Source organism: Paracoccus yeei ATCC BAA-599, from assembly GCF_000622145.1.
Lineage (GTDB): Bacteria > Pseudomonadota > Alphaproteobacteria > Rhodobacterales > Rhodobacteraceae > Paracoccus > Paracoccus yeei.
In genome coordinates, this window is record NZ_JHWH01000014.1 from 1 (window position 1) to 20,178 (window position 20,178).

General features: G+C 68.7%; 22 protein-coding genes, 1 tRNA gene, 1 pseudogene and 1 riboswitch. Of the genes and pseudogenes, 6 read left to right on the forward strand and 18 right to left on the reverse strand.

What is annotated here, in order from left to right; genetic code table 11:
• Positions 1-219, forward strand: a pseudogene (locus tag BU28_RS26265) (IS5/IS1182 family transposase); the annotation flags it as partial.
• Positions 220-232: 13 nt separating this feature from the next.
• Here BU28_RS26265 and BU28_RS0108780 read toward each other — a convergent pair.
• From BU28_RS0108780 to BU28_RS0108830, 11 genes are all read right to left on the reverse strand, one after another.
• Positions 233-964 (reverse strand): ABC transporter permease, encoded by a 732-nt coding sequence (locus BU28_RS0108780; protein ID WP_028719148.1) that lies wholly within the window; start codon positions 962-964, stop codon positions 233-235.
• On the reverse strand, positions 961-1,746 hold the full coding sequence (locus BU28_RS0108785) for an ABC transporter ATP-binding protein (RefSeq protein WP_028719149.1): 786 nt from the start codon (positions 1,744-1,746) through the stop codon (positions 961-963). Before BU28_RS0108785 ends, BU28_RS0108780 begins: the two co-directional genes overlap by 4 nt.
• Positions 1,743-2,411 (reverse strand): TenA family protein, encoded by a 669-nt coding sequence (locus BU28_RS0108790; RefSeq protein WP_028719150.1) that lies wholly within the window; start codon positions 2,409-2,411, stop codon positions 1,743-1,745. Before BU28_RS0108790 ends, BU28_RS0108785 begins: the two co-directional genes overlap by 4 nt.
• Positions 2,408-3,343 (reverse strand): ABC transporter substrate-binding protein, encoded by a 936-nt coding sequence (locus BU28_RS0108795; RefSeq protein WP_028719151.1) that lies wholly within the window; start codon positions 3,341-3,343, stop codon positions 2,408-2,410. Before BU28_RS0108795 ends, BU28_RS0108790 begins: the two co-directional genes overlap by 4 nt.
• A complete protein-coding gene (locus tag BU28_RS0108800) occupies positions 3,340-4,314 on the reverse strand; it encodes a HesA/MoeB/ThiF family protein (RefSeq protein WP_028719152.1) in 975 nt (324 codons plus the stop codon). Before BU28_RS0108800 ends, BU28_RS0108795 begins: the two co-directional genes overlap by 4 nt.
• Complete coding sequence (locus tag BU28_RS0108805) at positions 4,311-4,907, reverse strand: thiamine phosphate synthase (RefSeq protein WP_028719153.1); 597 nt, start codon at positions 4,905-4,907, stop codon at positions 4,311-4,313. The genes BU28_RS0108800 and BU28_RS0108805 overlap by 4 nt, the downstream gene beginning before the upstream one ends.
• Complete coding sequence (locus BU28_RS0108810; protein WP_028719154.1) at positions 4,904-5,668, reverse strand: thiazole synthase; 765 nt, start codon at positions 5,666-5,668, stop codon at positions 4,904-4,906. Before BU28_RS0108810 ends, BU28_RS0108805 begins: the two co-directional genes overlap by 4 nt.
• A gap of 1 nt (position 5,669) precedes the next feature.
• Entirely contained in the window at positions 5,670-5,867 is a 198-nt protein-coding gene (thiS, locus tag BU28_RS0108815; RefSeq protein ID WP_028719155.1) for a sulfur carrier protein ThiS, read from the reverse strand.
• Positions 5,851-6,828 (reverse strand): FAD-dependent oxidoreductase, encoded by a 978-nt coding sequence (locus BU28_RS0108820; RefSeq protein WP_028719156.1) that lies wholly within the window; start codon positions 6,826-6,828, stop codon positions 5,851-5,853. Before BU28_RS0108820 ends, thiS begins: the two co-directional genes overlap by 17 nt.
• Positions 6,825-7,640, reverse strand: a complete 816-nt coding sequence (thiD, locus tag BU28_RS0108825) for a bifunctional hydroxymethylpyrimidine kinase/phosphomethylpyrimidine kinase (protein ID WP_036762474.1) — start codon at positions 7,638-7,640, stop codon at positions 6,825-6,827. Before thiD ends, BU28_RS0108820 begins: the two co-directional genes overlap by 4 nt.
• Positions 7,641-7,702: 62 nt before the next feature.
• Positions 7,703-7,807: riboswitch (TPP riboswitch) on the reverse strand.
• 61 nt (positions 7,808-7,868) lie between these two features.
• On the reverse strand, positions 7,869-9,035 hold the full coding sequence (locus tag BU28_RS0108830) for a nucleotide sugar dehydrogenase (protein ID WP_028719158.1): 1,167 nt from the start codon (positions 9,033-9,035) through the stop codon (positions 7,869-7,871).
• 130 nt (positions 9,036-9,165) lie between these two features.
• On the opposite strand from BU28_RS0108830, the gene BU28_RS0108835 reads away from it, so the two are divergent.
• Complete coding sequence (locus tag BU28_RS0108835) at positions 9,166-10,680, forward strand: aldehyde dehydrogenase (NADP(+)) (RefSeq protein ID WP_028719159.1); 1,515 nt, start codon at positions 9,166-9,168, stop codon at positions 10,678-10,680.
• A gap of 14 nt (positions 10,681-10,694) precedes the next feature.
• Complete coding sequence (locus BU28_RS0108840) at positions 10,695-11,303, forward strand: HAD family hydrolase (RefSeq protein WP_028719160.1); 609 nt, start codon at positions 10,695-10,697, stop codon at positions 11,301-11,303.
• Between the two features lie 179 nt (positions 11,304-11,482).
• On the opposite strand, the gene aroQ is transcribed toward BU28_RS0108840, so the two are convergent.
• Genes aroQ through BU28_RS0108860 form a run of 4 tightly spaced genes read right to left on the reverse strand, consistent with a single transcriptional unit; the run spans position 11,483 to position 14,607 of the window.
• Positions 11,483-11,932, reverse strand: a complete 450-nt coding sequence (gene aroQ, locus BU28_RS0108845) for a type II 3-dehydroquinate dehydratase (RefSeq protein ID WP_162176556.1) — start codon at positions 11,930-11,932, stop codon at positions 11,483-11,485.
• A 45-nt stretch (positions 11,933-11,977) separates the two neighbouring features.
• Positions 11,978-12,991: an ABC transporter substrate-binding protein gene (locus BU28_RS0108850; RefSeq protein ID WP_028719162.1), complete on the reverse strand. Its 1,014-nt coding sequence runs from the start codon at positions 12,989-12,991 to the stop codon at positions 11,978-11,980.
• A 21-nt stretch (positions 12,992-13,012) separates the two neighbouring features.
• The gene (locus tag BU28_RS0108855; protein ID WP_028719163.1) at positions 13,013-13,795 is read right to left on the reverse strand and encodes an ABC transporter permease; all 783 of its coding nucleotides are present in this window, start codon (positions 13,793-13,795) and stop codon (positions 13,013-13,015) included.
• A complete protein-coding gene (locus BU28_RS0108860; protein WP_233145031.1) occupies positions 13,792-14,607 on the reverse strand; it encodes an ABC transporter ATP-binding protein in 816 nt (271 codons plus the stop codon). Before BU28_RS0108860 ends, BU28_RS0108855 begins: the two co-directional genes overlap by 4 nt.
• A gap of 141 nt (positions 14,608-14,748) precedes the next feature.
• Here BU28_RS0108860 and BU28_RS0108865 point away from each other — a divergent pair, with 141 nt between their 5' ends.
• Positions 14,749-15,192, forward strand: coding sequence for a DMT family transporter (locus BU28_RS0108865; protein WP_028719165.1), 444 nt, complete (start codon positions 14,749-14,751; stop codon positions 15,190-15,192).
• Positions 15,193-15,356: 164 nt separating this feature from the next.
• Here the strand turns inward: BU28_RS0108865 and ykgO are convergent, their stop codons facing one another.
• Together ykgO and BU28_RS0108875 are read right to left on the reverse strand one after the other, a co-directional pair.
• On the reverse strand, positions 15,357-15,482 hold the full coding sequence (gene ykgO, locus BU28_RS0108870; RefSeq protein WP_024842876.1) for a type B 50S ribosomal protein L36: 126 nt from the start codon (positions 15,480-15,482) through the stop codon (positions 15,357-15,359).
• 84 nt (positions 15,483-15,566) lie between these two features.
• A tRNA-Val gene (locus BU28_RS0108875) sits at positions 15,567-15,641 on the reverse strand.
• A gap of 188 nt (positions 15,642-15,829) precedes the next feature.
• Here BU28_RS0108875 and BU28_RS0108880 point away from each other — a divergent pair.
• Both BU28_RS0108880 and pnp read left to right on the forward strand, forming a co-directional pair.
• Complete coding sequence (locus BU28_RS0108880; protein ID WP_028719166.1) at positions 15,830-16,693, forward strand: N-formylglutamate amidohydrolase; 864 nt, start codon at positions 15,830-15,832, stop codon at positions 16,691-16,693.
• Between the two features lie 187 nt (positions 16,694-16,880).
• A complete protein-coding gene (pnp, locus tag BU28_RS0108885) occupies positions 16,881-19,025 on the forward strand; it encodes a polyribonucleotide nucleotidyltransferase (RefSeq protein ID WP_028719167.1) in 2,145 nt (714 codons plus the stop codon).
• A 105-nt stretch (positions 19,026-19,130) separates the two neighbouring features.
• Here the strand turns inward: pnp and BU28_RS22465 are convergent, their stop codons facing one another.
• A complete protein-coding gene (locus BU28_RS22465) occupies positions 19,131-20,162 on the reverse strand; it encodes a polysaccharide pyruvyl transferase family protein (RefSeq protein WP_051578069.1) in 1,032 nt (343 codons plus the stop codon).
• Between the last annotated feature and the right edge of the window lie 16 nt (positions 20,163-20,178).

Sequence of the window (20,178 nt, forward strand, 5' to 3'; positions counted from 1 at the left end):
TCCGACTGCATCGGCGCGCGGGCGCTGCTGTCCTCGATCCCCTCGGCCGGGGCGTTGCTTGCAGACCGGGGCCATGACGCCGACTGGTTCCGCAACGCGCTGATCGAGAGGGGCATTTCGCCGTGCATCCCCTCCCGCACCGGCCGCAAGGCCCCGATCCCGCACGACGCCAGCATCTATCGCCTGCGTCACCGGATCGAGAACATGTTCGCACACCTCAATCAGCAACCTGTTAGACCCCATAGCGCCGCCACAGGCGGGCCAACGCCAGCGCCACCGCGCGCGCAAAGATCACGGTCATCAGCGACAGGACCAGCAGGGCGGCAAAGACGAGATCGGTCTTCATCCGGCCGTTCGCGTGGATCATCAGTGCGCCCAGGCCGCGCGCGCCCCCGACCCATTCGCCGATGACCGCGCCGATCGGGGCATAGACCGCCGCCAGCCGCAGCCCGGTCGCCAGCGCAGGCAGTGCGGCGGGGATGCGCAGGTGGCGCATGATGCGGACGCGGCTGGCGCCCATCACCTGCGCCAAGTCCAGCGCCGCCTGCGGTGTCCGCGACAGGCCGTCCAGAAAGGCCGAGGCGACCGGAAAGAACACGATCAGCACCGTCATCGCCACCTTGGGCGCCATGCCGAAGCCCAGCCACAGGGTCAGGATGGGCGCCAGGGCAAAGACCGGGATGGTCTGGCTGAAGGTCAGGATCGGCCGCAGCACCCCCGTCAGCCTGTCGGAAAACCCCATCGCCACCGCCAGCGCCGCCCCCAGCGCCGAGCCGAGCAGAAAGCCCAGCATCACCTCGGCCAGGGTAAAGCCCGCCTGGGTCGCGATCTCGGCCCGATTCAGCCACAGGGCCTGCGCCACCGCGCCGGGCGAGGGCAGCAGAAAGGGCGGCATCCCCGCCAGCCAGATCGTGCCCTGCCACAGCAAAAGCACGGTGGCGATCAGGGCAAGCACGGTCCTCATGCCATCATCCCCCGCATCAGGTCGGCCTGCAGCGCCAGCACCTCGGGCGCGTCATAGGGCCGGGCGGCGCCGGGTGGGCGCGACCCGGGGACCGGCCATTCCGTCAGCCCGGTTTCGCCAAGCAGCAGAATGCGGTCGCCCAGGCGCGCGGCCTCGGCCGGGTCGTGGGTGACGAGCAACACGGTGCGGTCGCGCAGCAAGCGCGCCGCCAGGTCCTGCATCTGTGCCCGCGTGCGCGCGTCGAGCGCCGAGAAGGGTTCGTCCAGCAGGACCAGCGGCCGGTCCTCGAACAGGGTGCGGGCCAGGGCCACGCGCTGGCGCTGGCCGCCCGACAGATGGGCCGGCAGGTGATGGGCGCGGTCGGCCAGCCCCACAGCCTCGATCAGATGCGCGGCGCGAGTGGTTGGGTCGCTGGGGGGCTCTGCCCCCCGCGAGGCCGACCCCTCGATGGGATCGGCCTCGCGCCCCCCGGGATATTTCGGCACGAAAGAAGCCTGGAGCGTGCCACGCAGCCGTGCGCCCAGGGTGACGTTGCCGGACACGTCCAGCCAGGGGATCAGCCCAGGGTCCTGCGCCATCAGCGCCACGGGCTGATCGCGCGTCACCTCGCCCTGGAACCGCGCCCCGGTGTCCAGCCCGGCCAGCAGCCGCAGGATCGTGGACTTGCCGACGCCCGAGGGCCCAAGCAGGCAGGTCCAGTCCCCGGCCCCAAGATCCAGGTCGAGCGGCGCGAACAGCGGCTGGTCGCCGACCCAGGCCTGGCCGCGCACCCGCGCCGTCATGCCGTCCCCAGATCCCAGAACCCGACCTCGAGCCGGGTGGCCGTAGCGAAATGGTGGACCAGCGCCGCCCAGCGGGGGCTGGATTGCGGCGCGTCGCCCAGCCGTTTGCGGACAGCGTCGTCCAGCAGGGCGCCCGCGGCGCGGCAGGTCTGCTGGTAGTCGTCGCCCGCGTAAGTGTCGATCCAGTCGCGATAGGGGGTATCGGGCGCCCCTTCGCGGCCCAGCCGGGCGCCGATTTCGCCATAGCCCAGCACGCAGGGCATCAGCGCCGCCAGCAGGTCCAGGAAATCGCCGGAATAGCCCGCCTCGAGCACGTAGCGGGTATAGGCCATGTTGCCCACGGCCTCGGGCGTGGCCAGCATCGCGGCCGTGTCGATCCCGGCCGCGGCGCAGGTCTGGACATGCAGCGCCATTTCCTGGTCCAGAAGCGCGTGGACGGTGGCTGAGCAGGCCCGCATTTCCTGCAGATCGCCAGCCTTGACCACCGCCAGCGCCCAGGCGCGCGAGAACTGGATCAGGAACAGGTAATCCTGCACCAGATAGGTCAGGAAGGCCGCGCGCGGCAGGCTGCCGTCGCCCAGGGCCTGGACGAAGGCATGGTGCGTATAGGCGTCCCAGTCGGGGGCCGCCGCGCGCCACAGCGCGAATGTGCGGCCATAGCTCATTCCACACCCACGTCCAGCGCCAGTTCGGACACCGGCAGCACGCTGTCGACCAGCCCGGCGTCGTGCAGGAACCGTTCGAAGCGGGCGTAGCGGCCGTGGTCCAGCGCCGCCGGGCTTTGCGAAAAGCGCGGCACGGTGTCCTTCCACGCCTGGGCGTTCAGCTCGTCCCGAAGGTCGGGGGCGGTGCCCGAAAACAGCGTCCATGCCTCGTCGGGATGGTTCACCATGTATTGCGCGCCGCGTTCGACGGCATGCAGCAGGCGGCGGGTGCGGTCGGGGTCCATGCGCTGGGGATTGGCGACAAAGATCAGCTCGTCATAGGTCGGGACCCCCTGTTCCTCGATGAAGAAACAGCGTCCCTCGGCGCCTTCCAGCCGCATCTGGGTCAGCTCGAAATTGCGATAGGCGCCGATGGTCGCGTCCACCTGGCCGGCGATCAGGGCGGGCGACAGCGACCAGTTGACGTTGACCATCTCGACATCGTCCAGCGTCAGGTCCGCCGTCTTGAGGATGGCGCCGACCAGCGCCTCCTCGACGCCGGAGACCGAATAGCCGATCTTCTTGCCCCTGAGATCGGCGATGGTCTGCGGCCCGTCGGCCCTGACCATCAGGCAGTTCAGCGGCGTGGCGATCAGGGTGCCTACGCGCTTCAGCGGCAATCCTTCGTGCACCTGCAGGTGCAACTGCGGCTGATAGGTGATGGCATAGTCGGCGCGGCCCGCGGCGACCAGCTTCGGCGGGTCGGCGGGGTCGGCCGGGGCGACGACCTCGACCTCGAGCCCTTCGTCGGCGAAGAAACCCTTCTCCTGCGCCACGATGATCGGGGCATGGTCGGGGTTCACGAACCAGTCCAGGATCAGCGTGACCTTGTCGGCGGCCAGCGCGGGCTGGGCCAGCAGGGCCAGCGCGGCAGCCAGCGTGAAATGTCTCATGAGGGGTCTCCCAAAGCCAGAAGGGTGATTTCGCCGTCCCAGCGGCGGGACAGGGCATCGGCGGCGCGCCAGGACCGCAAGCCGGAGCGGCAGGCCAGCACGAGGCGCTGGCCCGGGGCGGGCAGGGGACCGGCCGGGCCATAGCCCGGATCGCGCAGGGCGTCGAGCGTGGCCTTCTGCGGCGCCTCGTCCTTTGGGCGCAGGTCGACGACAAGATCGTCCGCGCGGATGTCGCTTGCGGCGATGAAGCGCGGGCCCGCCGCCTCGGGCGCGCCGTCGAACCGGAACTGGGTCAGGCGGCCCGCATCAAGGCGCGTCAGCTGGCCCAGGGGCGAGGGTTGCAGCCCCAGGATCACCGACAGCGCCATCTGCGCCTGAAGGCAGCCGAGCATGCCCACGACCGGGCCCAGGACGCCCGCGCTGGCGCAGGTCTGCGCGCTGTCGGGCGGATCGGGAAACAGCGCGCGCAGGCTTGGCGCGCGGCCGTGGCGGTCGTTGCCGCAAAACCCGCCGGCATAGCCCGAAAGCCCCAGCGCCGAGGCCGAGATCAGCGGCCTGCCCAGGTCGAGGCAGCAGTCCGACAGCGTATAGCTGACGGCATAGCTGTCGGCGCAGTCCAGCACCAGGTCGGCCGCCTCGATCAGGGCGGGTGCATTGGCCGGGGTCAGCCAGTCCAGTACCGCCTGGACGCGCACCGCCGGATTGCGCCGGGTCAGCGCGATGCGCACGGCGATCGCCTTGGGCAGGCCGATCTGGGTTTCCAGATACAGCGGCTGGCGGTGCAGGTTGGTTTCCGCCACGGTGTCGGGATCGACCACGGTGATGTGGCCCACCCCCGCGCCGGCCAGATATTGCAGTGCCGGCACGCCCAGCCCGCCGGCGCCCACGACCAGCACATGCGCGGCCTCGATCCGGGCCTGGCCTTCGGCGCCGACCTCGGGCAGCACCATCTGGCGGGCATAGCGGTTCATGCCGTGACCTCCAGCCAGGCGCGGATGCGGCCCTCGGGATCGGGGTTGAGCGTGATGTCGGTCACGGCCGAGGCGACGTCCGCGCCGGCGGCGAAGGCCGCGCGCGCGCGCTCGGGCGTCAGCCCGCCGATGGCGACCAGGGGGATCGCGCCGACCAGGCGGCGCCATTCGCCGACGCGCTCCAGACCTTGCTGTTCCCATTTCATCTTCTTCAGGATCGTCGGCCAGACCGGACCCAGCGCCACATAGTCCGGCGCCAGCGCCAGGGCGCGGTCCAGTTCCGCGTGGTCGTGGGTCGAGATGCCCAGCCGCATCCCGGCGCGGCGGATGGCGGCAAGGTCGGCCGTGTCCAGATCTTCCTGTCCCAGGTGGATGAAGTCGCAGCCTAGGTCGAGGGCCGCCTGCCAGTGGTCGTTGACGACCAGCGTGGCGCCATGCTCGCGGCACAGTTCCTGCGCCAGTGCCAGTTCCCCCAGCAACTGCGGGGCGGGCTGGTCCTTGATGCGGATCTGCACCAGCTTCACGCCCAGGGGCAGGGCGCGGCGCAGCCAGTCGGCGCTGTCGAAGATCGGATAGAAGCGCGGCAGCGTCATGCCAGCACCGCCATGCCAAGAACCGGGGTCGAGGGCGCGGCCATGTCGCGCGCCTCGATCGGGGTTGCGTCATGGGCCAGCTTCCCGGCCTCGATCGCCAAGGCCATGGCGCGGGCCATGGCGACCGGGTCGCCCGCCTTGGCGACGGCGGTGTTCAGCAGGACCGCGTCATAGCCCAGCTCCATCGCCTGAGCGGCGTGGCTGGGCAGGCCGATGCCCGCGTCCACCACCAGGGGCACCCTGGGGAAATGCGCCCGCAGGCTGCGCAGCCCGTAGGCGTTGTTCAGCCCGCGCCCCGAGCCGATGGGGGCGCCCCAGGGCATCAGCACCTCGCAGCCCGCGTCCAGCAGCCGGCCGCAGACCGACAGGTCCTCGGTGCAATAGGGAAAGACCTGGAAGCCGTCCCGGGACAGGATGCCCGCCGCCTCGACCAGGGCGATCACGTCGGGGCACAGCGTGTCGTCGTCGCGGATGATTTCCAGCTTGATCCAGAGCGTGCCGAACAGTTCGCGCGCCATCTGCGCCGTCGTCACCGCCTCGCGCACGGAATGGCAGCCGGCGGTGTTGGGCAGGACCGGCACGCCCAGGCCGCCGATCAGGCGGTGAAAGTCCTGGCCCGCCCCGCCTTCGCGGCGCAGGCTGACCGTGGCGATGCCCGCGCCGGACGCGCGGAACGCCTGCTCCAGGATGGCGGGCGAGGGGTATTGCGCCGTCCCAAGCATCAGCGGGCTGTCGACGCGGGTTCCATAGAATTCGGGCATGTCAGCCCCCCTGCATGGGCGCCACGACCTCCAGCGCGTCGCCCGCCTTCAGGGCGGTCGCGGCACGGCTGGCGGCGGGCAGGAAGTTTCCGTTGAGCGCGGTCGCGACCTTGGCCGCGCCCAGTCCGATCTCGACCAGCGCGTCCTGCACGGTCGGGCCGGACAGGTCGCGCGTCTCTCCGTTAAGGGTGATCTTCATCCATGAACTCCGGTGTCTGGCCATCAAGCAGATAGTCGGCGGCCATGCGCGCCACGGCGGGGGCCAGCAGATAGCCGTGGCGGTAAAGGCCGTTTGCGAACAGCGTGTTCCCCCGCCGGCGCAGGCGGGGCAGGTTGTCGGGAAAGGCCGGGCGGGCATCGGCGCCCAGCTCCAGGATCTCGGCCTCGGCAAAGCCCGGGTGCAGGGCATAGGCGGCGCTGAGCATCTCGACCGCGGACCGGGCGGTGACGCGATGCTTGCCGCCGGACTCCAGCATGGTGGCGCCGATCATGTAGACGCCATCGCCGCGCGGCACGACATACAGCGGAATGCGCGGATGCAGCAGACGGACGGTGCGGGTCAGGGCCACCTCGGGGCAGCGGATCACCAGCATCTCGCCTCGGACGCCGCGCAGGTCCGAAAGCGTGTCGCGGGCGGCCAGGCCACGGGCATCGACGGTCAGGCCGGACGGCTCGCCCTCGGTCTCGATCGTCAGGCCACGGCCGGCCAGCCCGTCGCGCAGCGCCAGCAGCGCGGCGCGGGGGTTCAGATGCGCCTCGGCTTCGAAGAACAGCCCGCGCGGGAAACGGCCCTGCAATTCGGGCTCCAGGGCGGCGATGGCCTCGGCGTCCAGGGGGCGATGCGCCTGCGTCATCCGGGCAAAGCGGTCAAGGTCGGCACGGTCGCGCGACGGGGCAAGGACCAGCGTGCCGCGCCGCGTCACCTCGGCGCCGTGGCTTTCCCACCAGTCGGCGGCACCCGCGCCCAGGCGCACGACCACCGGCTCGGCGCTTTCCGCCTCGCACCAGGGGGCCAGCATGCCGCCGGCGCGCCAGCTGCACGCGTGCGATCCGGGCTTGCCGGCCGGGTCGATGATGCGGGCGATCACGCCGCGCCCGGCCAGTTCCGTCGCGATGCACAGGCCCATGACCCCGGCGCCCAGGATGGTGATCTCGGTCATGCCTGCCCCCAGATGGCGTGGAAATGATGCACCGGGCCGTGGCCCAGGCCGACCGACAGCGTATCGGCGGCGGCGATGGCGCCTTGCAGCCAGCCATGGGCCGCGCGCACCGCGTCAGGCATCGTCATGCCCCGGGCCAGCCCCGCCGCGATGGCCGAGGACATCGAACAGCCCGTGCCATGCGTGTTCCGCGTGGTCTGGCGCGGCGCCGACAGGGTCAGGGGTTCGGGACCCAGCAGCAGGTCGGTGCAGGTCTCGCCCGCGGCATGGCCGCCCTTCATCAGCACATGGGCGGGCCCCAGGGCCAGCAGCGCGCGGCCCTGGTCGGCCACCGCGTTCGGCGTCGCGGCGGGGGCAAGGCCCAGCAGCCGCGCCGCCTCGGGCAGGTTCGGCGTCAGCACGGTCGCCAGGGGCAGCAGCCGGTCGCGCAGGCTGGCGACGGCATCGGCGGGCAGCAGCGGGTCGCCGGATTTCGCGACCATCACCGGATCCAGCACGACGGGCACCGGGTCGTTCGCCAGGAAGGCCGCCAGCCGCTCGGCCACGACGGCAATGGCCTCGGGGCCGCCGACCATGCCGATCTTGACCGCGCGGATGTCCAGGTCGCCAAAGACCGCGTCCAGCTGCGCGCCGATCATGGCGGGGCTGACGGCTTCCACCGCCGCGACGGCGCGGGTGTTCTGCGCCGTGATCGCGGTGATCACCGAGGCGCCATAGACCCGCAGTGCGGAAAACGTCTTGAGATCCGCCTGGATGCCCGCGCCGCCGCCGCTGTCCGAGCCGGCGATGGTCAGTGCAATCGGATGGGACATGGCCCCGCCTTTCGTTGCGGGCCTGGGGCGCATGGGGGGATATGGGCGTCATTCGGCCTTGGCCCCGACGCTCTACCCTTCCCTACGCCGGCATGACCCGGATCAGGTTCGATGGGTCGGTGCCCGGCACCTCTCAGCCCCGTTGCGGGGCTCCCCAAGTGTAGAAATTCCGTGACACCCTAGACCGCCGGGGCGATCGAGGCAAGGGGGGGCGAGGCAAGGGGGGCGCTAGTCCACGCCGAACAGGTCGCGGGTATAGACCTTGTCCGCGACGTCGGCCAGGTCCGGGTGCTGGCGGTTCGAGATGATCAGGTCGGCCTGCGCCTTGAAAGCGTCGAGATCGCGCACGACCGGGCTGTTGAAGAACTGGTCCTGCGGCAGGGCGGGTTCATAGACGATGCAGGGGATGCCCTTGGCCTTGATCCGCTTCATGATGCCCTGGATCGAGCTGTCGCGGAAATTGTCCGAACCGGCCTTCATCACCAGCCGATAGACCCCCACCACACGGGGCTGGCGGGCGATGATCTGGTCGGCCACGAAGTCCTTGCGGGTGCGGTTGCTCTCTACCACGGCGGCGATCAGGTTCTGCGGCACCTGGTCGTAATTCGCCAGCAGCTGCTTGGTGTCCTTGGGCAGGCAATAGCCGCCATAGCCGAAGCTGGGATTGTTGTAATTCGCCCCGATCCTTGGGTCCAGGCAGACGCCCTCGATGATCTCGCGGGTGTTCAGGCCGCGAGACAGGGCATAGCTGTCCAACTCGTTGAAATAGGCCACGCGCAGCGCGAGGTAGGTGTTGGAAAACAGCTTGATCGCCTCGGCCTCGACGGCGCCGGTGAACAGCACCGGCATGTCCTTGCGGATGGCCCCCTGGACCAGCAGATCGGCGAACCGACGCGCGGCCGGGCCGTGATCGCCCACCACGATGCGCGAGGGATGCAGGTTGTCGTAAAGCGCGCGGCCCTCGCGCAGGAACTCGGGCGAGAACAGGATGCCGTCGGAACCGTGCTGCGCACGCATCCGGGCGACGAAACCCACCGGGACGGTGGACTTGACGACGACGGTGGCGTCGGGGGCGTGCCGGCGGGCCTGGGCGATCACCGCTTCGACGCTGGAGGTGTCGAAATGATTCGTCCGCGGGTCATAGTTCGTGGGCGTCGCGACGATGACGAAGGCCGCGTCCGTCATGGCATCGGCCGCCTCGGTTGTGGCCGACAGGTCCAGATCCTGCCGGGTCAGCCAGTCGCGGATCTCGGTGTCTTCGATGGGCGACTGGCGGCGATTGACCTGGCCGACCCGGGTTTCGTCGATATCCAGAGCGACGACCTTGTTGTGCTTGGCCAAAAGGACCGCCAGCGACATGCCGACGTAACCCAAACCTGCGACCGTGATCTTCATCGTCCCCCACCCCAACGATAGCGTGAACCGTCCTTAGCATGGGGCAAGGGGGATGCCCACGGGCCAAGGCTTGATTCTGGTATACCAAACTGGCATGCAGAGGGTCACCAGGATGGAAAGGATACTCTTGATGGTTTTCACCCCTCACGGTCGTCACCTGATTGCGGGCGCCTGGGTTTCGGGCGAGACGACGTTTGCGAGCGCGCCGGCCTCTGGCCCGGTCCACCGGTTCAGCGTGGGCACGCCGGCGCTGGTCGAAGAGGCCTGCGCGGCGGCCGAGGAGGCCTTCTGGTCCTATGGCTATTCGACCCGCGAAAGCCGCGCGGCCTTTCTCGAGGCCATCGCCGACGAGATCGAGGCCCGCGCCGAGGCGATCACCGAGATCGGCACGCAGGAGACCGGCCTGCCCGAGGCGCGGCTGCAGGGCGAGCGCGGCCGCACCGTGGGCCAGCTGCGGCTGTTTGCGGCCCATATCCGCAAGGGCGACTACCTCGACCGCCGGCACGACCCGGCGCTGCCCGAGCGCCAGCCGCTGCCGCGCCCCGACATCCGCCTGCTGGAACGGCCCATCGGCCCAGTCGCGGTGTTCGGCGCCTCGAACTTTCCCTTGGCCTTCTCGACCGCCGGGGGCGACACGGCGGCGGCGCTCGCGGCCGGCTGCCCGGTCGTGGTCAAGGGCCATTCCGCCCATCCCGGCACCGGCGAGATCGTGGCCGAGGCGGTTCATGCGGCGATCACGTCATTGGGCCTTCATCCGGGTGTGTTCTCGCTGATCCAGGGCGGCGACCGCCATGTCGGCACGGCGCTGGTGACCAATCCGTTGATCAAGGCGGTGGGCTTCACCGGCAGCCTCGCGGGGGGGCGGGCGCTGTTCGACCTGTGCGCGTCGCGCCCCGAGCCGATCCCGTTCTTTGGCGAGCTCGGCTCGGTCAACCCGATGTTCCTGCTGGAGCATGCGCTGGCCGCGCGGGCGGACGCCCTGGGCGCCGGCTGGGCCGGCAGCCTGACCATGGGGGCGGGGCAGTTCTGCACCAACCCCGGCATCGCGGTGGTGCTGGAGGGCGACAATGCCGACAGGTTTACGCAATCGGCCCGCGCGGCGCTGGAAAAGACCGGCCCGCAGGTCATGCTGACCGAGGGGATCGCGGCCGCCTATCGCGAGGGCCAGGCCCGATTCGAGGCCCGCAACGCGGTCACCCCGGTGCTGTCGACCCAAAGCGAGGGCCGCCTGGCGCGCCCGAACCTTTATGAAACCACGGCCGAGGCCTGGCTGCAGGACCACGCGCTTGGCGAAGAGGTCTTCGGGCCGCTGGGGCTGGTGGTGCGGGTCCGCGACATGGACGAAATGACGCGCCTTGCCAAGGGCTTCGAGGGCCAGCTGACGGCGACGATCCACATGGAGGACGCCGATCTGCCGGCGGCGCAGGCGCTGCTGCCGATCCTCGAGCGCAAGGCGGGCCGGGTGCTGGTCAACGGCTTTCCGACCGGCGTCGAGGTCTGCGACGCCATGGTCCACGGCGGACCCTATCCCGCCTCGACCAACTTCGGCGCAACCTCCGTCGGAACCCTCTCGATCCGAAGGTTCCTCAGACCCGTCAGCTACCAGAACTTCCCACAAGGGCTGCTGCCAGAGGATTTGCGCTGACCGGCGCCGCGCGGATGGCACGCAAAAGCGTGATCTTCGACCTGGGCATGGTCCTGATCCAATGGGACCCTGCGCTGGCCTTCGCGGATGTCTTCGACACCCGCGAGGCGGCCGAGGCTTGGCTGGAGCGGATCGCCTTTCACGACTGGAACCGCGTTCAGGATGGCGGGCGCAGCTTTGCCGATGGCCTTGCCGCCGCCCGGGCGGACCACGGCAGCCTTGCCGACCCGCTGGAGGGCTATCTGGCGGCCTTCCCGGTCACCATCGAAAAGCCCGTGCCCGGCGCATGGGAGGTGATCGACCTGCTGCTGGCGCGCCAGGTCCCGCTGTTCGCGATCACCAACTGGGCGGCGGAAACCTGGCCGATGGCGCTTGACGCCTATCCGCGGCTGGGCCGGGTCTTTCGCGATGTGGTCGTCTCGGGTCAGGCCGGGCTGCTCAAGCCCGAGCCCGCGATCTATCGGCTGCTTCTGGACCGCAATGGGCTGGACGCGGGCGACTGCATCTTTGTCGACGATTCGCCGGCCAATGTCGAAGGCGCGCGCGCCCTGGGGATCGACGCCATCCGGTTCACCGGCGCGGGCGAACTGCTTCGCGCCCTGGCGGCGCGCGGCGTTCTTTAGCCGGTTTCACACGGTGTTCATACAGGCGCGATACCAAGACCACGCCGGCACCCGTCCGGTCCGCTTTGAGCGCAGTCTTTGGTCAAGTCCTTTCATCCCCTCGTCGCGGCCCGGTCCCGCCGGGTCCGCGATCATCGCGCGCGTCCGGGCCATCCCGGCGCGCGCGGATTTTTCCTGGGTCAGGCGGTGCGCGATCCGATCAGCGGCGCCAGGTGGCGCAGCGCCATCAGGTAGCCGTTCGTCCCCAGGCCCGCGATCACCCCTTCGGCGCGCAGGCTGACATAGGAATGATGGCGAAAGCTTTCGCGCTTGTGGATGTTCGAGATATGCACCTCGATCACCGGGTTGTCGAAGGTGTTCAGCGCATCCAGGATCGCGACCGAGGTATGGGTCAGCGCGCCCGGATTGATGACGATGGCCGCCGCCTGGTGCCGGGCCTCGTGAATCGTGTCGACGATGACGCCTTCGTGGTTCGACTGGAAGAACCGCGTTTCGAAGCCCAGTTCGCCAGCCAGGTCGGCACAGGCCCGTTCGACATCGGCCAGGGTGGTGCTGCCATAGATCTCGGGCTGGCGCTGGCCCAGCAGGTTCAGGTTCGGGCCGTTCAGGATATAGACGGTGGCCATGATGTCCTCGGGGGTTGGCGCGGCGGGAAAGCCCCGCCGCGGGATCCGTCACTGCGCCTTCATCGCGGCGCGCGCCTCTTCGACAAAGGCGTTGGTGTAGGTCTTGGACAGGTCCACGTTCGCGGCCTTGACCTCGGGCGAGCCGGCGGCAAAGACGGCGTGGACCGTCTCGGCCCCTTTGGCATCCATCAGGCCGGTTTCGGAATACATCGGGATGCTGGCGGTCAGCGCGGCCAGATAGGCCTCCTTGTCGGCGCCGACCATGCCGGGCGGCATCCGGGCCATGATCTCCTCGGGCGAATGGCTGTGGATGTAATCCAGCGTCTCGACCATGGCCGCGGCCATGCCCTTGACCGCCTCGGGGTGTTCGTCGATCCAGGTCTGCATGGTGTAAAGCGCGCCGCCGGGATAGTCGCTGCCGAACAGCTTTTCGGTATCGGCCTCGCTGCGGGTGTCGGCCAGGATGCCCAGGTCAGGGAAGCGCGCCTTCAGCACCGTCACCGCCGGATCCAGCGTCACCGCCGCATCGACCTGGCCCTGTTCCAGCGCCGCCACCGCCGTGGCCCCCAGCCCGATGCCCACGACCGAGGCCGAGTTCGGCGCCTTTCCGGCCTTGCCCAGCAGGTATTTCAGGAAGAAGTCGGTCGACGAGCCGGGCGCCGTCACCCCCACCGTCTTGCCGGCCAGGTCGGCGATGGACTTGATGTTCTGCGTTTCGTCCGGGGCGACCACGACGACGATGCCCGGAAAGCGGTCATAGACCACAAAGGCCGACAGCTGCTGCTTCTTGGCTGCCAGGTTGATCGTGTGTTCGTAATAGCCCGAGACCACGTCGGCCGAGCCCCCCACCACGGCCTTGAGCGCCTGCGAGCCGCCCTTGAAGTCGATCAGCTCGGCGTCGATGCCGTGCTTTTCGAAAAGTCCCAGCTGGTCGGCCAGGACCGTCGGCAGATAGCACAGGCAGCTTGCGCCCCCGATGGCGATCTTGACCTGCTCGGCCGCTGCGGCGGGCAGGGCCGCCAGGGACAGGACAGCCGCCAGCACCAGGTTTCGCGTTTTCATGGTTTCTCCTCCCAAAGCATCCTAATGGCGGTCGGGGGCGGGCCGCCAGACCAGCAGCCGCCGCTCGATCACCGTGACCAGCCCGTCGATCAGCAGGACAAAGGCCGACAGCACGAACATGCCGGCAAAGACGCCGGCGATGTCGAACATGCCTTCGGCCTGCGCGATCAGATAGCCAAGCCCCGCGGCCGAGCCCAGGTATTCGCCCACCACCGCACCGACGACCGCAAAGCCGATCGAGGTATGCAGCGACGAGAACACCCAGCTCAGCGCCGAGGGCAAATAGACGTGGCGCAGCAGCTGGCGTTCCGACATGCCCAGCATGCGGGCGTTTTCCAGCACGGTCCGGTTCACCTCGCGCACGCCCTGGTAGACGTTGAAGAACACGATGAAGAACACCAGCGTGAACCCCAGCGCGACCTTGGACCAGATGCCCAGGCCGAACCACAGGGTAAAGATCGGCGCCAGCACCACCCGGGGCAGGGCGTTCGCGCCCTTGACATAGGGGTCGAAGACCGCCGCCAGCCGCGGCCGGCGCGCGAACCAGAAGCCCAGCACGACGGCGGCCAGCGCGCCGATCACAAAGGCGAGCACCGCCTCGGTCAGGGTGATCCACAGGTGATACCAGATCGAGCCATCCGCGAACCAGGCCCAGATCTGGCGCGCGACGGCGCCCGGGGTCGAGAAAAAGAACTGCATCCGCGACGGATCGCCCACCAGCGATGTCGTGGTGAACAGGTGCCACAGCAGGATCGCGACGACCGCAACCGCCACTTGCAGCAGCAACAGCAGGCCCCGGCTCATGCCGGCACCCCCGGCTGATGGCCATAGGTGCGCATGACCTGTTCCTTGAGCAGATGCCAGATGTCGCGGTGCAGGTCCTGGAAGGCGGGCGTCAGCCGGATCTCGGCCATGTCGCGCGGCCGCGGCAGCGGAATCGGGAAATCGCCGATGATCCGCGCGCCGGGGCCGGTCGACATGATGACCACCCGGTCCGACAGGGCGATGGCTTCCTCGAGGTCATGGGTCACGAACATCACCGCCTTGCGGTTTTCCGACCACAGCGCCAGCAGCAGGTCGTGCATGATCAGCCGGGTCTGGGCGTCCAGCGGGCCGAAGGGCTCGTCCATCAGCAGGATGTCGGGATCGCGGATCAGCATCTGGGCCAGGGCGACGCGCTTGCGCTGGCCACCCGACAGCATGTGCGGATAGCGGTCGGCAAAGCCGCGCAGGCCCACGCGCACCAGCCAGTCGTGCGCCCGGGCCACGGCCTCGCGCCGGGGCACGCCCGCGACCTCCAGCCCGATGGCCACATTGTCGCCGGCGGTCTTCCAGGGCATCAGCGCGTCGGCCTGGAACAGATAGCCCGCCTTGCGGTTCAGGCCCTGCAAGGGCTGGCCCTCGATCACGACCTGCCCGGCGGCCGGCGTCAAAAGCCCCGCGGCTGCATTCAGCAGCGTGGACTTGCCGCAGCCCGTGGGCCCGACGATCGAAACGAACTCGCCAGGCGCGACCTGCAGCTCGGCGCCCCGGACAGCGTGAAAGGGCGGTCGGCCGGGCACGGCGAAACTGATGTCGACGGATTGCAGATGCACGGTCGGCTCCATGCGGCCCATGCCCTCCCATTCTGGTATGCCATTTCGGGGCAGGATAGCCATGGGGCCGGCAGGGGCAACCCGGAAAGCCCTGCCAAGGGATTGCGCCCGCCCCCGCCCCGGCGCAATCTGGTCCTTCCGCATCCAAGCCAAAGCCCGCCAATGCCCATGACCCTTCTTGCCGCCATCCTGATCGCGCTCGGCGGTGTCTGCATCGCGGTCCAGGCCCCGATCAACGCGGGCCTCGCCCGGCGCGTCGAAAGCCCCATCGTGGCGGCGGCGATCTCGTTCGGAGTGGGCTTCACGATTCTCGCCGGGGTCGCCCTGGCGCTGGGGCAAGGCCGGTCCTTTGGCCGGGCCCTCGGCGCCGAGCCGCAGCTGTGGCTCGGCGGGTTCCTGGGGGCCTTCTATGTCTGGGCGATGGTCTGGTCGCTGCCGCGGCTGGGCACCTTCACCGCGATCTGCGCCGTGGCTCTGGGCCAGATCGTCGCGGCCATCGTCCTTGACCGGATCGGCGCCTTCGGCCTGCCGGTGCGCGACATCTCGGTGCCGCGGCTGCTTGCGGCGCTGATGGTCGGCGGCGGGCTGGTCCTGTCGCGCTTCTGAAATTCTTTCTTGCCCAAATATCCACGGGGGTCCGGGGGCAGTCGGCCCCCGGTCCGGCCGTGCCGCGACCGGAACGCCGGGCCGCCGATCAGGGCCATGTCCGATGACGAAACGCCCGCCGCAGGGCCTTCCGCGGCGGGCGTTCCTGTCCGGTGTCCGGCTGCTCAGCCCTGGCGGGCCTTGAAGCGCGGGTTGGTCTTGTTGATGATGTAGATGCGGCCCTTGCGGCGCACAACCTGGCAATCGCGGTGGCGGCTCTTGAGCGAGCGGAGCGAATTGCGAACCTTCATCGGTCTTCTCCTATCGCGGCGCATCGCTGTGGTCGCGCCTTGAAAACGAAATACCCCCGGTCAATGCCCGGGGGCGCGAATGAATGGTGGGCGGTACTGGGATCGAACCAGTGGCCACTACGATGTCAACGTAGTGCTCTACCGCTGAGCTAACCGCCCCCAAACCGGCGATTCTGTCGGCTTGCGCCGCCATCTCACCTTGGTCTGCGGCTCTATATAGACCGTCGCAAGGGGTTTCAAGTCCTTTTCAATCCATATTGGCCGCGGCCGAACTTGGGCTATAACCATGCTGTCCAGCCCGGCATTCCCGCCCAGCCAAGCCCCGTCCGTTCCTTGGGAAACCGCACATGAACCTGGAAGAGCGCAGCTTCGACCTCCGGCGCCCGGCCGAATGGCTGGGCGGGGTCATCTTCGCCTCGCCCCATTCGGGGCGCTGCTATCCCGAATGGTTCCTGGCGGAATCGCGGCTGGAGGCGCGCCACCTGCGCTCGTCCGAGGACGCCTTCGTGGACCGGCTGATCGAACCCGCGCTGAACCACGGGGCGGTTGTGCTGAATTCGCTGGTCCCGCGCAGCCTGGTCGACCTGAACCGCAGCGCGGACGAGATGGACCCGCTGGTCGTCTCGGGCGCCATGCCCCGGGTGATGAGCCCGCGGATCATGGCGGGGCTGGGGGTGATTCCCCGCGTCGTGTCGCAGGGCCGGGCGATTCACGATCGGCCCATCGCCCGAGAGGAGGCGGACCTGCGCATCTCGCGGCTCTGGGCGCCCTATCACCGGGCGCTGGCGGGGCTGATCGACGAATCGCTCGACCGCTTTGGCGGCGCGATCCTGATCGACATGCATTCGATGCCGCGCGACGCGCTGGCGCACCTGCCCCGGCCGCGCCCCGATTTCGTGCTGGGTGACCGCAACGGCGTCTCGGCATCGCCCCGGATCAGTGCCGCCGTGGCCGATGCCGTCGCTGCCGAGGGCTTTCGCCTGCGCCGCAACTCGCCGTTTTCAGGCGCCTATATCACCGCGGCCTATGGGCGTCCGGCGCGCAACGTCCACGTCGTCCAACTGGAACTGGACCGCTCGCTTTACATGGACGAACGCCTGATCGAGCCGCGCGCCGATTTCGACGTCTTTGCCGCGCGCTTCGCCCGGATCGTCGCGCGGCTGGCGCGGCTGCGGCCCGATGCCTGCGGCCCGGCCATCGCCGCCGAATAGGCCGGGGCGAGCCGGACCTGGGCCTGCAAACCACTTCCCAAACCCCTTGTTTTCCTGTATCCCCCGCCCATCTGCGACGTGACGCCCATGCCCCGGGGCACATGCGAAGGATAGGGGCGGGCGGCAATGGGGCCGCCATAGGACAAGGGCGCGGACCAGAGGGCTGGCGTCGCCCAGAGGAAACCAGATGTTTGATGAAGTGAAGAAATCCATCCAGTGGGGCCAGGAAACGCTCACGCTGGAAACGGGCAAGGTTGCCCGTCAGGCCGACGGCTCGGTCATCGCCACGCTTGGCGAAACCAGCGTCATGGCCAACGTGACCTTCGCGAAAGAACCCAAGCCCGGTCAGGACTTCTTCCCGCTGACCGTGCACTACCAGGAAAAATACTATGCCGCCGGCAAGATCCCGGGCGGCTTCTTCAAGCGCGAGGCGCGCCCGTCGGAAAAGGAAACCCTGACCGCGCGCCTGATCGACCGTCCCTGCCGCCCGCTGTTCGCCCCCGGCTTCAAGAACGAAGTCCTGGTGATGTGCACCGTGCTGTCGCATGACCTGGTCAACGACCCCGACATCGTGGCGATGATCGCCGCCTCGGCCGCGCTGACCATCTCGGGCGTGCCCTTCATGGGCCCGATCGGCGCCGCGCGCGTCGGTTTCGCCAATGGCGAATATGTGCTGAACCCCGATGTCGCGGACATGGACAACCTGCGCGGCAATCCCGAACAGCGTCTGGACCTGGTCGTCGCCGGCACCAAGGACGCCGTGATGATGGTCGAATCGGAAGCCTATGAGCTGACCGAGGACGAGATGCTGGGCGCCGTGAAGTTCGGCCACGAGGCGATGCAGCCGGTGATCGACCTGATCATCGACCTGGCCGAAGAAGCCGCGAAAGAGCCCTTCGACTTCCAGTCGCCGGACTATTCCGAGCTTTACGCCCGCGTGAAATCGCTGGGCGAGACGGACATGCGCGCCGCCTATGCCATCCGCGACAAGGGTGAGCGCCGCGACGCCATCGAGGCCGCCAAGGCCAAGGTTCTGGCCGGCCTGTCCGAGGAAGAACTGGCCGATGCCAACCTGGGCTCGGCCCTGAAGAAGCTGGAATCGGGCATCCTGCGCGGCGACATCATCAACGGCGGCGCCCGCATCGACGGCCGCGACAACCGGACCGTCCGCCCCATCGTGTCCGAGGTCGGCATCCTGCCCCGCACCCATGGCTCGGCGCTGTTCACCCGCGGCGAAACCCAGGCGCTGGTCGTGACTACGCTGGGCACCGGCGACGACGAACAGATCATCGATGCGCTGCACGGCAACTCGCGCTCGAACTTCCTGCTGCACTACAACTTCCCGCCCTATTCGGTGGGCGAGGTTGGCCGCGTCGGTTCGCCCGGCCGCCGCGAGATCGGCCACGGCAAGCTGGCCTGGCGCGCGCTGCAAGCCGTGCTGCCGGCGCCGACCGACTTCCCCTACACGATCCGCGTCGTGTCCGAGATCACCGAATCGAACGGTTCGTCCTCGATGGCTTCGGTCTGCGGCGGATCGCTGTCGATGATGGATGCGGGCGTGCCGCTGAAGGCGCCGGTCGCCGGTGTCGCCATGGGCCTGGTGCTGGAAGACGGCGGCAAATATGCCGTTCTGACCGACATCCTGGGTGACGAAGACCACCTGGGCGACATGGACTTCAAGGTCGCCGGGACCGAGAACGGCATCACCAGCCTGCAGATGGACATCAAGGTCGCGGGCATCACCCCCGAGATCATGAGCCAGGCCCTGGCCCAGGCCAAGGATGGCCGCCTGCACATCCTGGCCGAGATGTCCCATGCCCTGACCGAGGGCCGGCGCGAGTTCAGCGCCCATGCCCCGCGCATCGAGACGATGACCATTCCGACCGACAAGATCCGCGAAGTGATCGGCTCGGGCGGCAAGGTCATCCGCGAGATCGTCGAGGTTTCCGGCGCCAAGGTCGACATCAACGACGACGGCGTCATCAAGATCGCCTCGGCCAACGCCGATTCGATCAAGAAGGCCTATGACATGATCTATTCGATCGTGGCCGAGCCGGAAGAGGGCAAGGTCTATACCGGCAAGGTCGTGAAGCTGGTCGATTTCGGCGCCTTCGTGAACTTCTTCGGCAAGCGCGACGGCCTGGTGCATGTCAGCCAGATCGCCTCGAAGCGCCTGAACCATCCGAACGAGATCCTGAAGGAAGGCCAGGAGGTCAAGGTCAAGCTTCTGGGCTTTGACGACCGCGGCAAGGTCCGCCTGGGCATGAAGATGGTCGACCAGGAAACCGGCGAGGAAATCGCCCCCGAGAAGAAGGAAGAATCGGCCGAGTGATCGGACCGACGGTTCCGGAAAGGCCCCGAGGTTTCGGGGCCTTTTTCATTGCTGCCGGGCTGCACATATCGTCTCAGGCTGGACCGCAATGGAGCGGATCGGGGCCTAGGGACGCCGGTTTCTTCTCGCGCGTTTCCAGGCCTTGAACCGCTTGCGCCAAGCCTGCATCCGGCTGACCTGAGGCACGAGATCCGCACGCAGCGCCGGATCGGCGGGAACCGTCAGCGCGGCGGCAAACTGCGCGTCGAAATCCGCAAGCGACGCAACCGCCGCGTCCCGGATGCGCGCCGCCCTTTCGCGGGCTTCCGGGGAAAGGCAACGCACAAGCGCGGCCGCGAGGTCGTCGTCGCTCGCGGCATCGGCGTCGAAGACCTCGGGCCAACCCAGTTCCTGGGCTTGGCGCGTGACCTTGTCGCCCCCGGCCACCGGGTCGATCGCCAGCGTCGGAGTGCCGTTCTTGAGCGCCAGCACCATGCCATGAAGCCTTGTCGTCAGCATGGCATCGAGCCGGCGGCAGATCGCCTCGAACTCGGCGCCGCTGGACAGGCCGACGCGGTTGGTTTCGGCGGGCACGGACGTGTCCAGCTCGATGAAGGCCACGCCGGCATCCCGGATCAGGCGGCGCAGCCTCTCGGCTGCCAGATCGCCGCGGCGACGCGCGCCATATTCGCGCTGCGGGCTGGCAAGGCACAGGCCTACGACCGGCATCGGCTCCGGGGTTTCAAGGAAACTCAGGTCGGCGCGCGCGGTCCTGTCGCTGTCGCGCTCTAGCAGGACCTCGAACGGATTGAAGTCCTGAAGCCGCTCCACCATGGTCAGATTGACGCCGATATGCACGCAATGCTGGAACCGGCCGAAGATGCTGTCATGCTGCACGGCCATCTGGGGCGTGAAGGGTCCGCAGATCACGATCAGATGCGTATAGCGCCGCGGGTCCAGCCTGTGCTTGTCCAGCCAGGATCGGTCCACGGTCAGCCGGGCATCGGTAAAGGGGGAAACGTCGTAATCCATGCCCAGGGCATCGAGCCGCCGCTCGATCTGCCGCAGGACCTCGACGTCGCCCACGGTGGAAAGATGCCCCACCAGAAGGGCACGGGGGCGTTTGACTTGCGAGGGGGCGAGATGGTCTTGGGTCAAATCCAGCTCCTGAAGT

Coding starts and splice junctions, on each gene's coding strand:
- BU28_RS0108780 (WP_028719148.1), bottom strand. CDS start 964: ATGAGGACCGTGCTTGCCCTGATCGCCACCGTGCTTTTGCTGTGGCAG.
- BU28_RS0108785 (WP_028719149.1), bottom strand. CDS start 1,746: ATGACGGCGCGGGTGCGCGGCCAGGCCTGGGTCGGCGACCAGCCGCTG.
- BU28_RS0108790 (WP_028719150.1), bottom strand. CDS start 2,411: ATGAGCTATGGCCGCACATTCGCGCTGTGGCGCGCGGCGGCCCCCGAC.
- BU28_RS0108795 (WP_028719151.1), bottom strand. CDS start 3,343: ATGAGACATTTCACGCTGGCTGCCGCGCTGGCCCTGCTGGCCCAGCCC.
- BU28_RS0108800 (WP_028719152.1), bottom strand. CDS start 4,314: ATGAACCGCTATGCCCGCCAGATGGTGCTGCCCGAGGTCGGCGCCGAA.
- BU28_RS0108805 (WP_028719153.1), bottom strand. CDS start 4,907: ATGACGCTGCCGCGCTTCTATCCGATCTTCGACAGCGCCGACTGGCTG.
- BU28_RS0108810 (WP_028719154.1), bottom strand. CDS start 5,668: ATGCCCGAATTCTATGGAACCCGCGTCGACAGCCCGCTGATGCTTGGG.
- thiS (WP_028719155.1), bottom strand. CDS start 5,867: ATGAAGATCACCCTTAACGGAGAGACGCGCGACCTGTCCGGCCCGACC.
- BU28_RS0108820 (WP_028719156.1), bottom strand. CDS start 6,828: ATGACCGAGATCACCATCCTGGGCGCCGGGGTCATGGGCCTGTGCATC.
- thiD (WP_036762474.1), bottom strand. CDS start 7,640: ATGTCCCATCCGATTGCACTGACCATCGCCGGCTCGGACAGCGGCGGC.
- BU28_RS0108830 (WP_028719158.1), bottom strand. CDS start 9,035: ATGAAGATCACGGTCGCAGGTTTGGGTTACGTCGGCATGTCGCTGGCG.
- BU28_RS0108835 (WP_028719159.1), top strand. CDS start 9,166: ATGGTTTTCACCCCTCACGGTCGTCACCTGATTGCGGGCGCCTGGGTT.
- BU28_RS0108840 (WP_028719160.1), top strand. CDS start 10,695: ATGGCACGCAAAAGCGTGATCTTCGACCTGGGCATGGTCCTGATCCAA.
- BU28_RS0108850 (WP_028719162.1), bottom strand. CDS start 12,991: ATGAAAACGCGAAACCTGGTGCTGGCGGCTGTCCTGTCCCTGGCGGCC.
- BU28_RS0108855 (WP_028719163.1), bottom strand. CDS start 13,795: ATGAGCCGGGGCCTGCTGTTGCTGCTGCAAGTGGCGGTTGCGGTCGTC.
- BU28_RS0108860 (WP_233145031.1), bottom strand. CDS start 14,607: ATGGGCCGCATGGAGCCGACCGTGCATCTGCAATCCGTCGACATCAGT.
- BU28_RS0108865 (WP_028719165.1), top strand. CDS start 14,749: ATGCCCATGACCCTTCTTGCCGCCATCCTGATCGCGCTCGGCGGTGTC.
- ykgO (WP_024842876.1), bottom strand. CDS start 15,482: ATGAAGGTTCGCAATTCGCTCCGCTCGCTCAAGAGCCGCCACCGCGAT.
- BU28_RS0108880 (WP_028719166.1), top strand. CDS start 15,830: ATGAACCTGGAAGAGCGCAGCTTCGACCTCCGGCGCCCGGCCGAATGG.
- pnp (WP_028719167.1), top strand. CDS start 16,881: ATGTTTGATGAAGTGAAGAAATCCATCCAGTGGGGCCAGGAAACGCTC.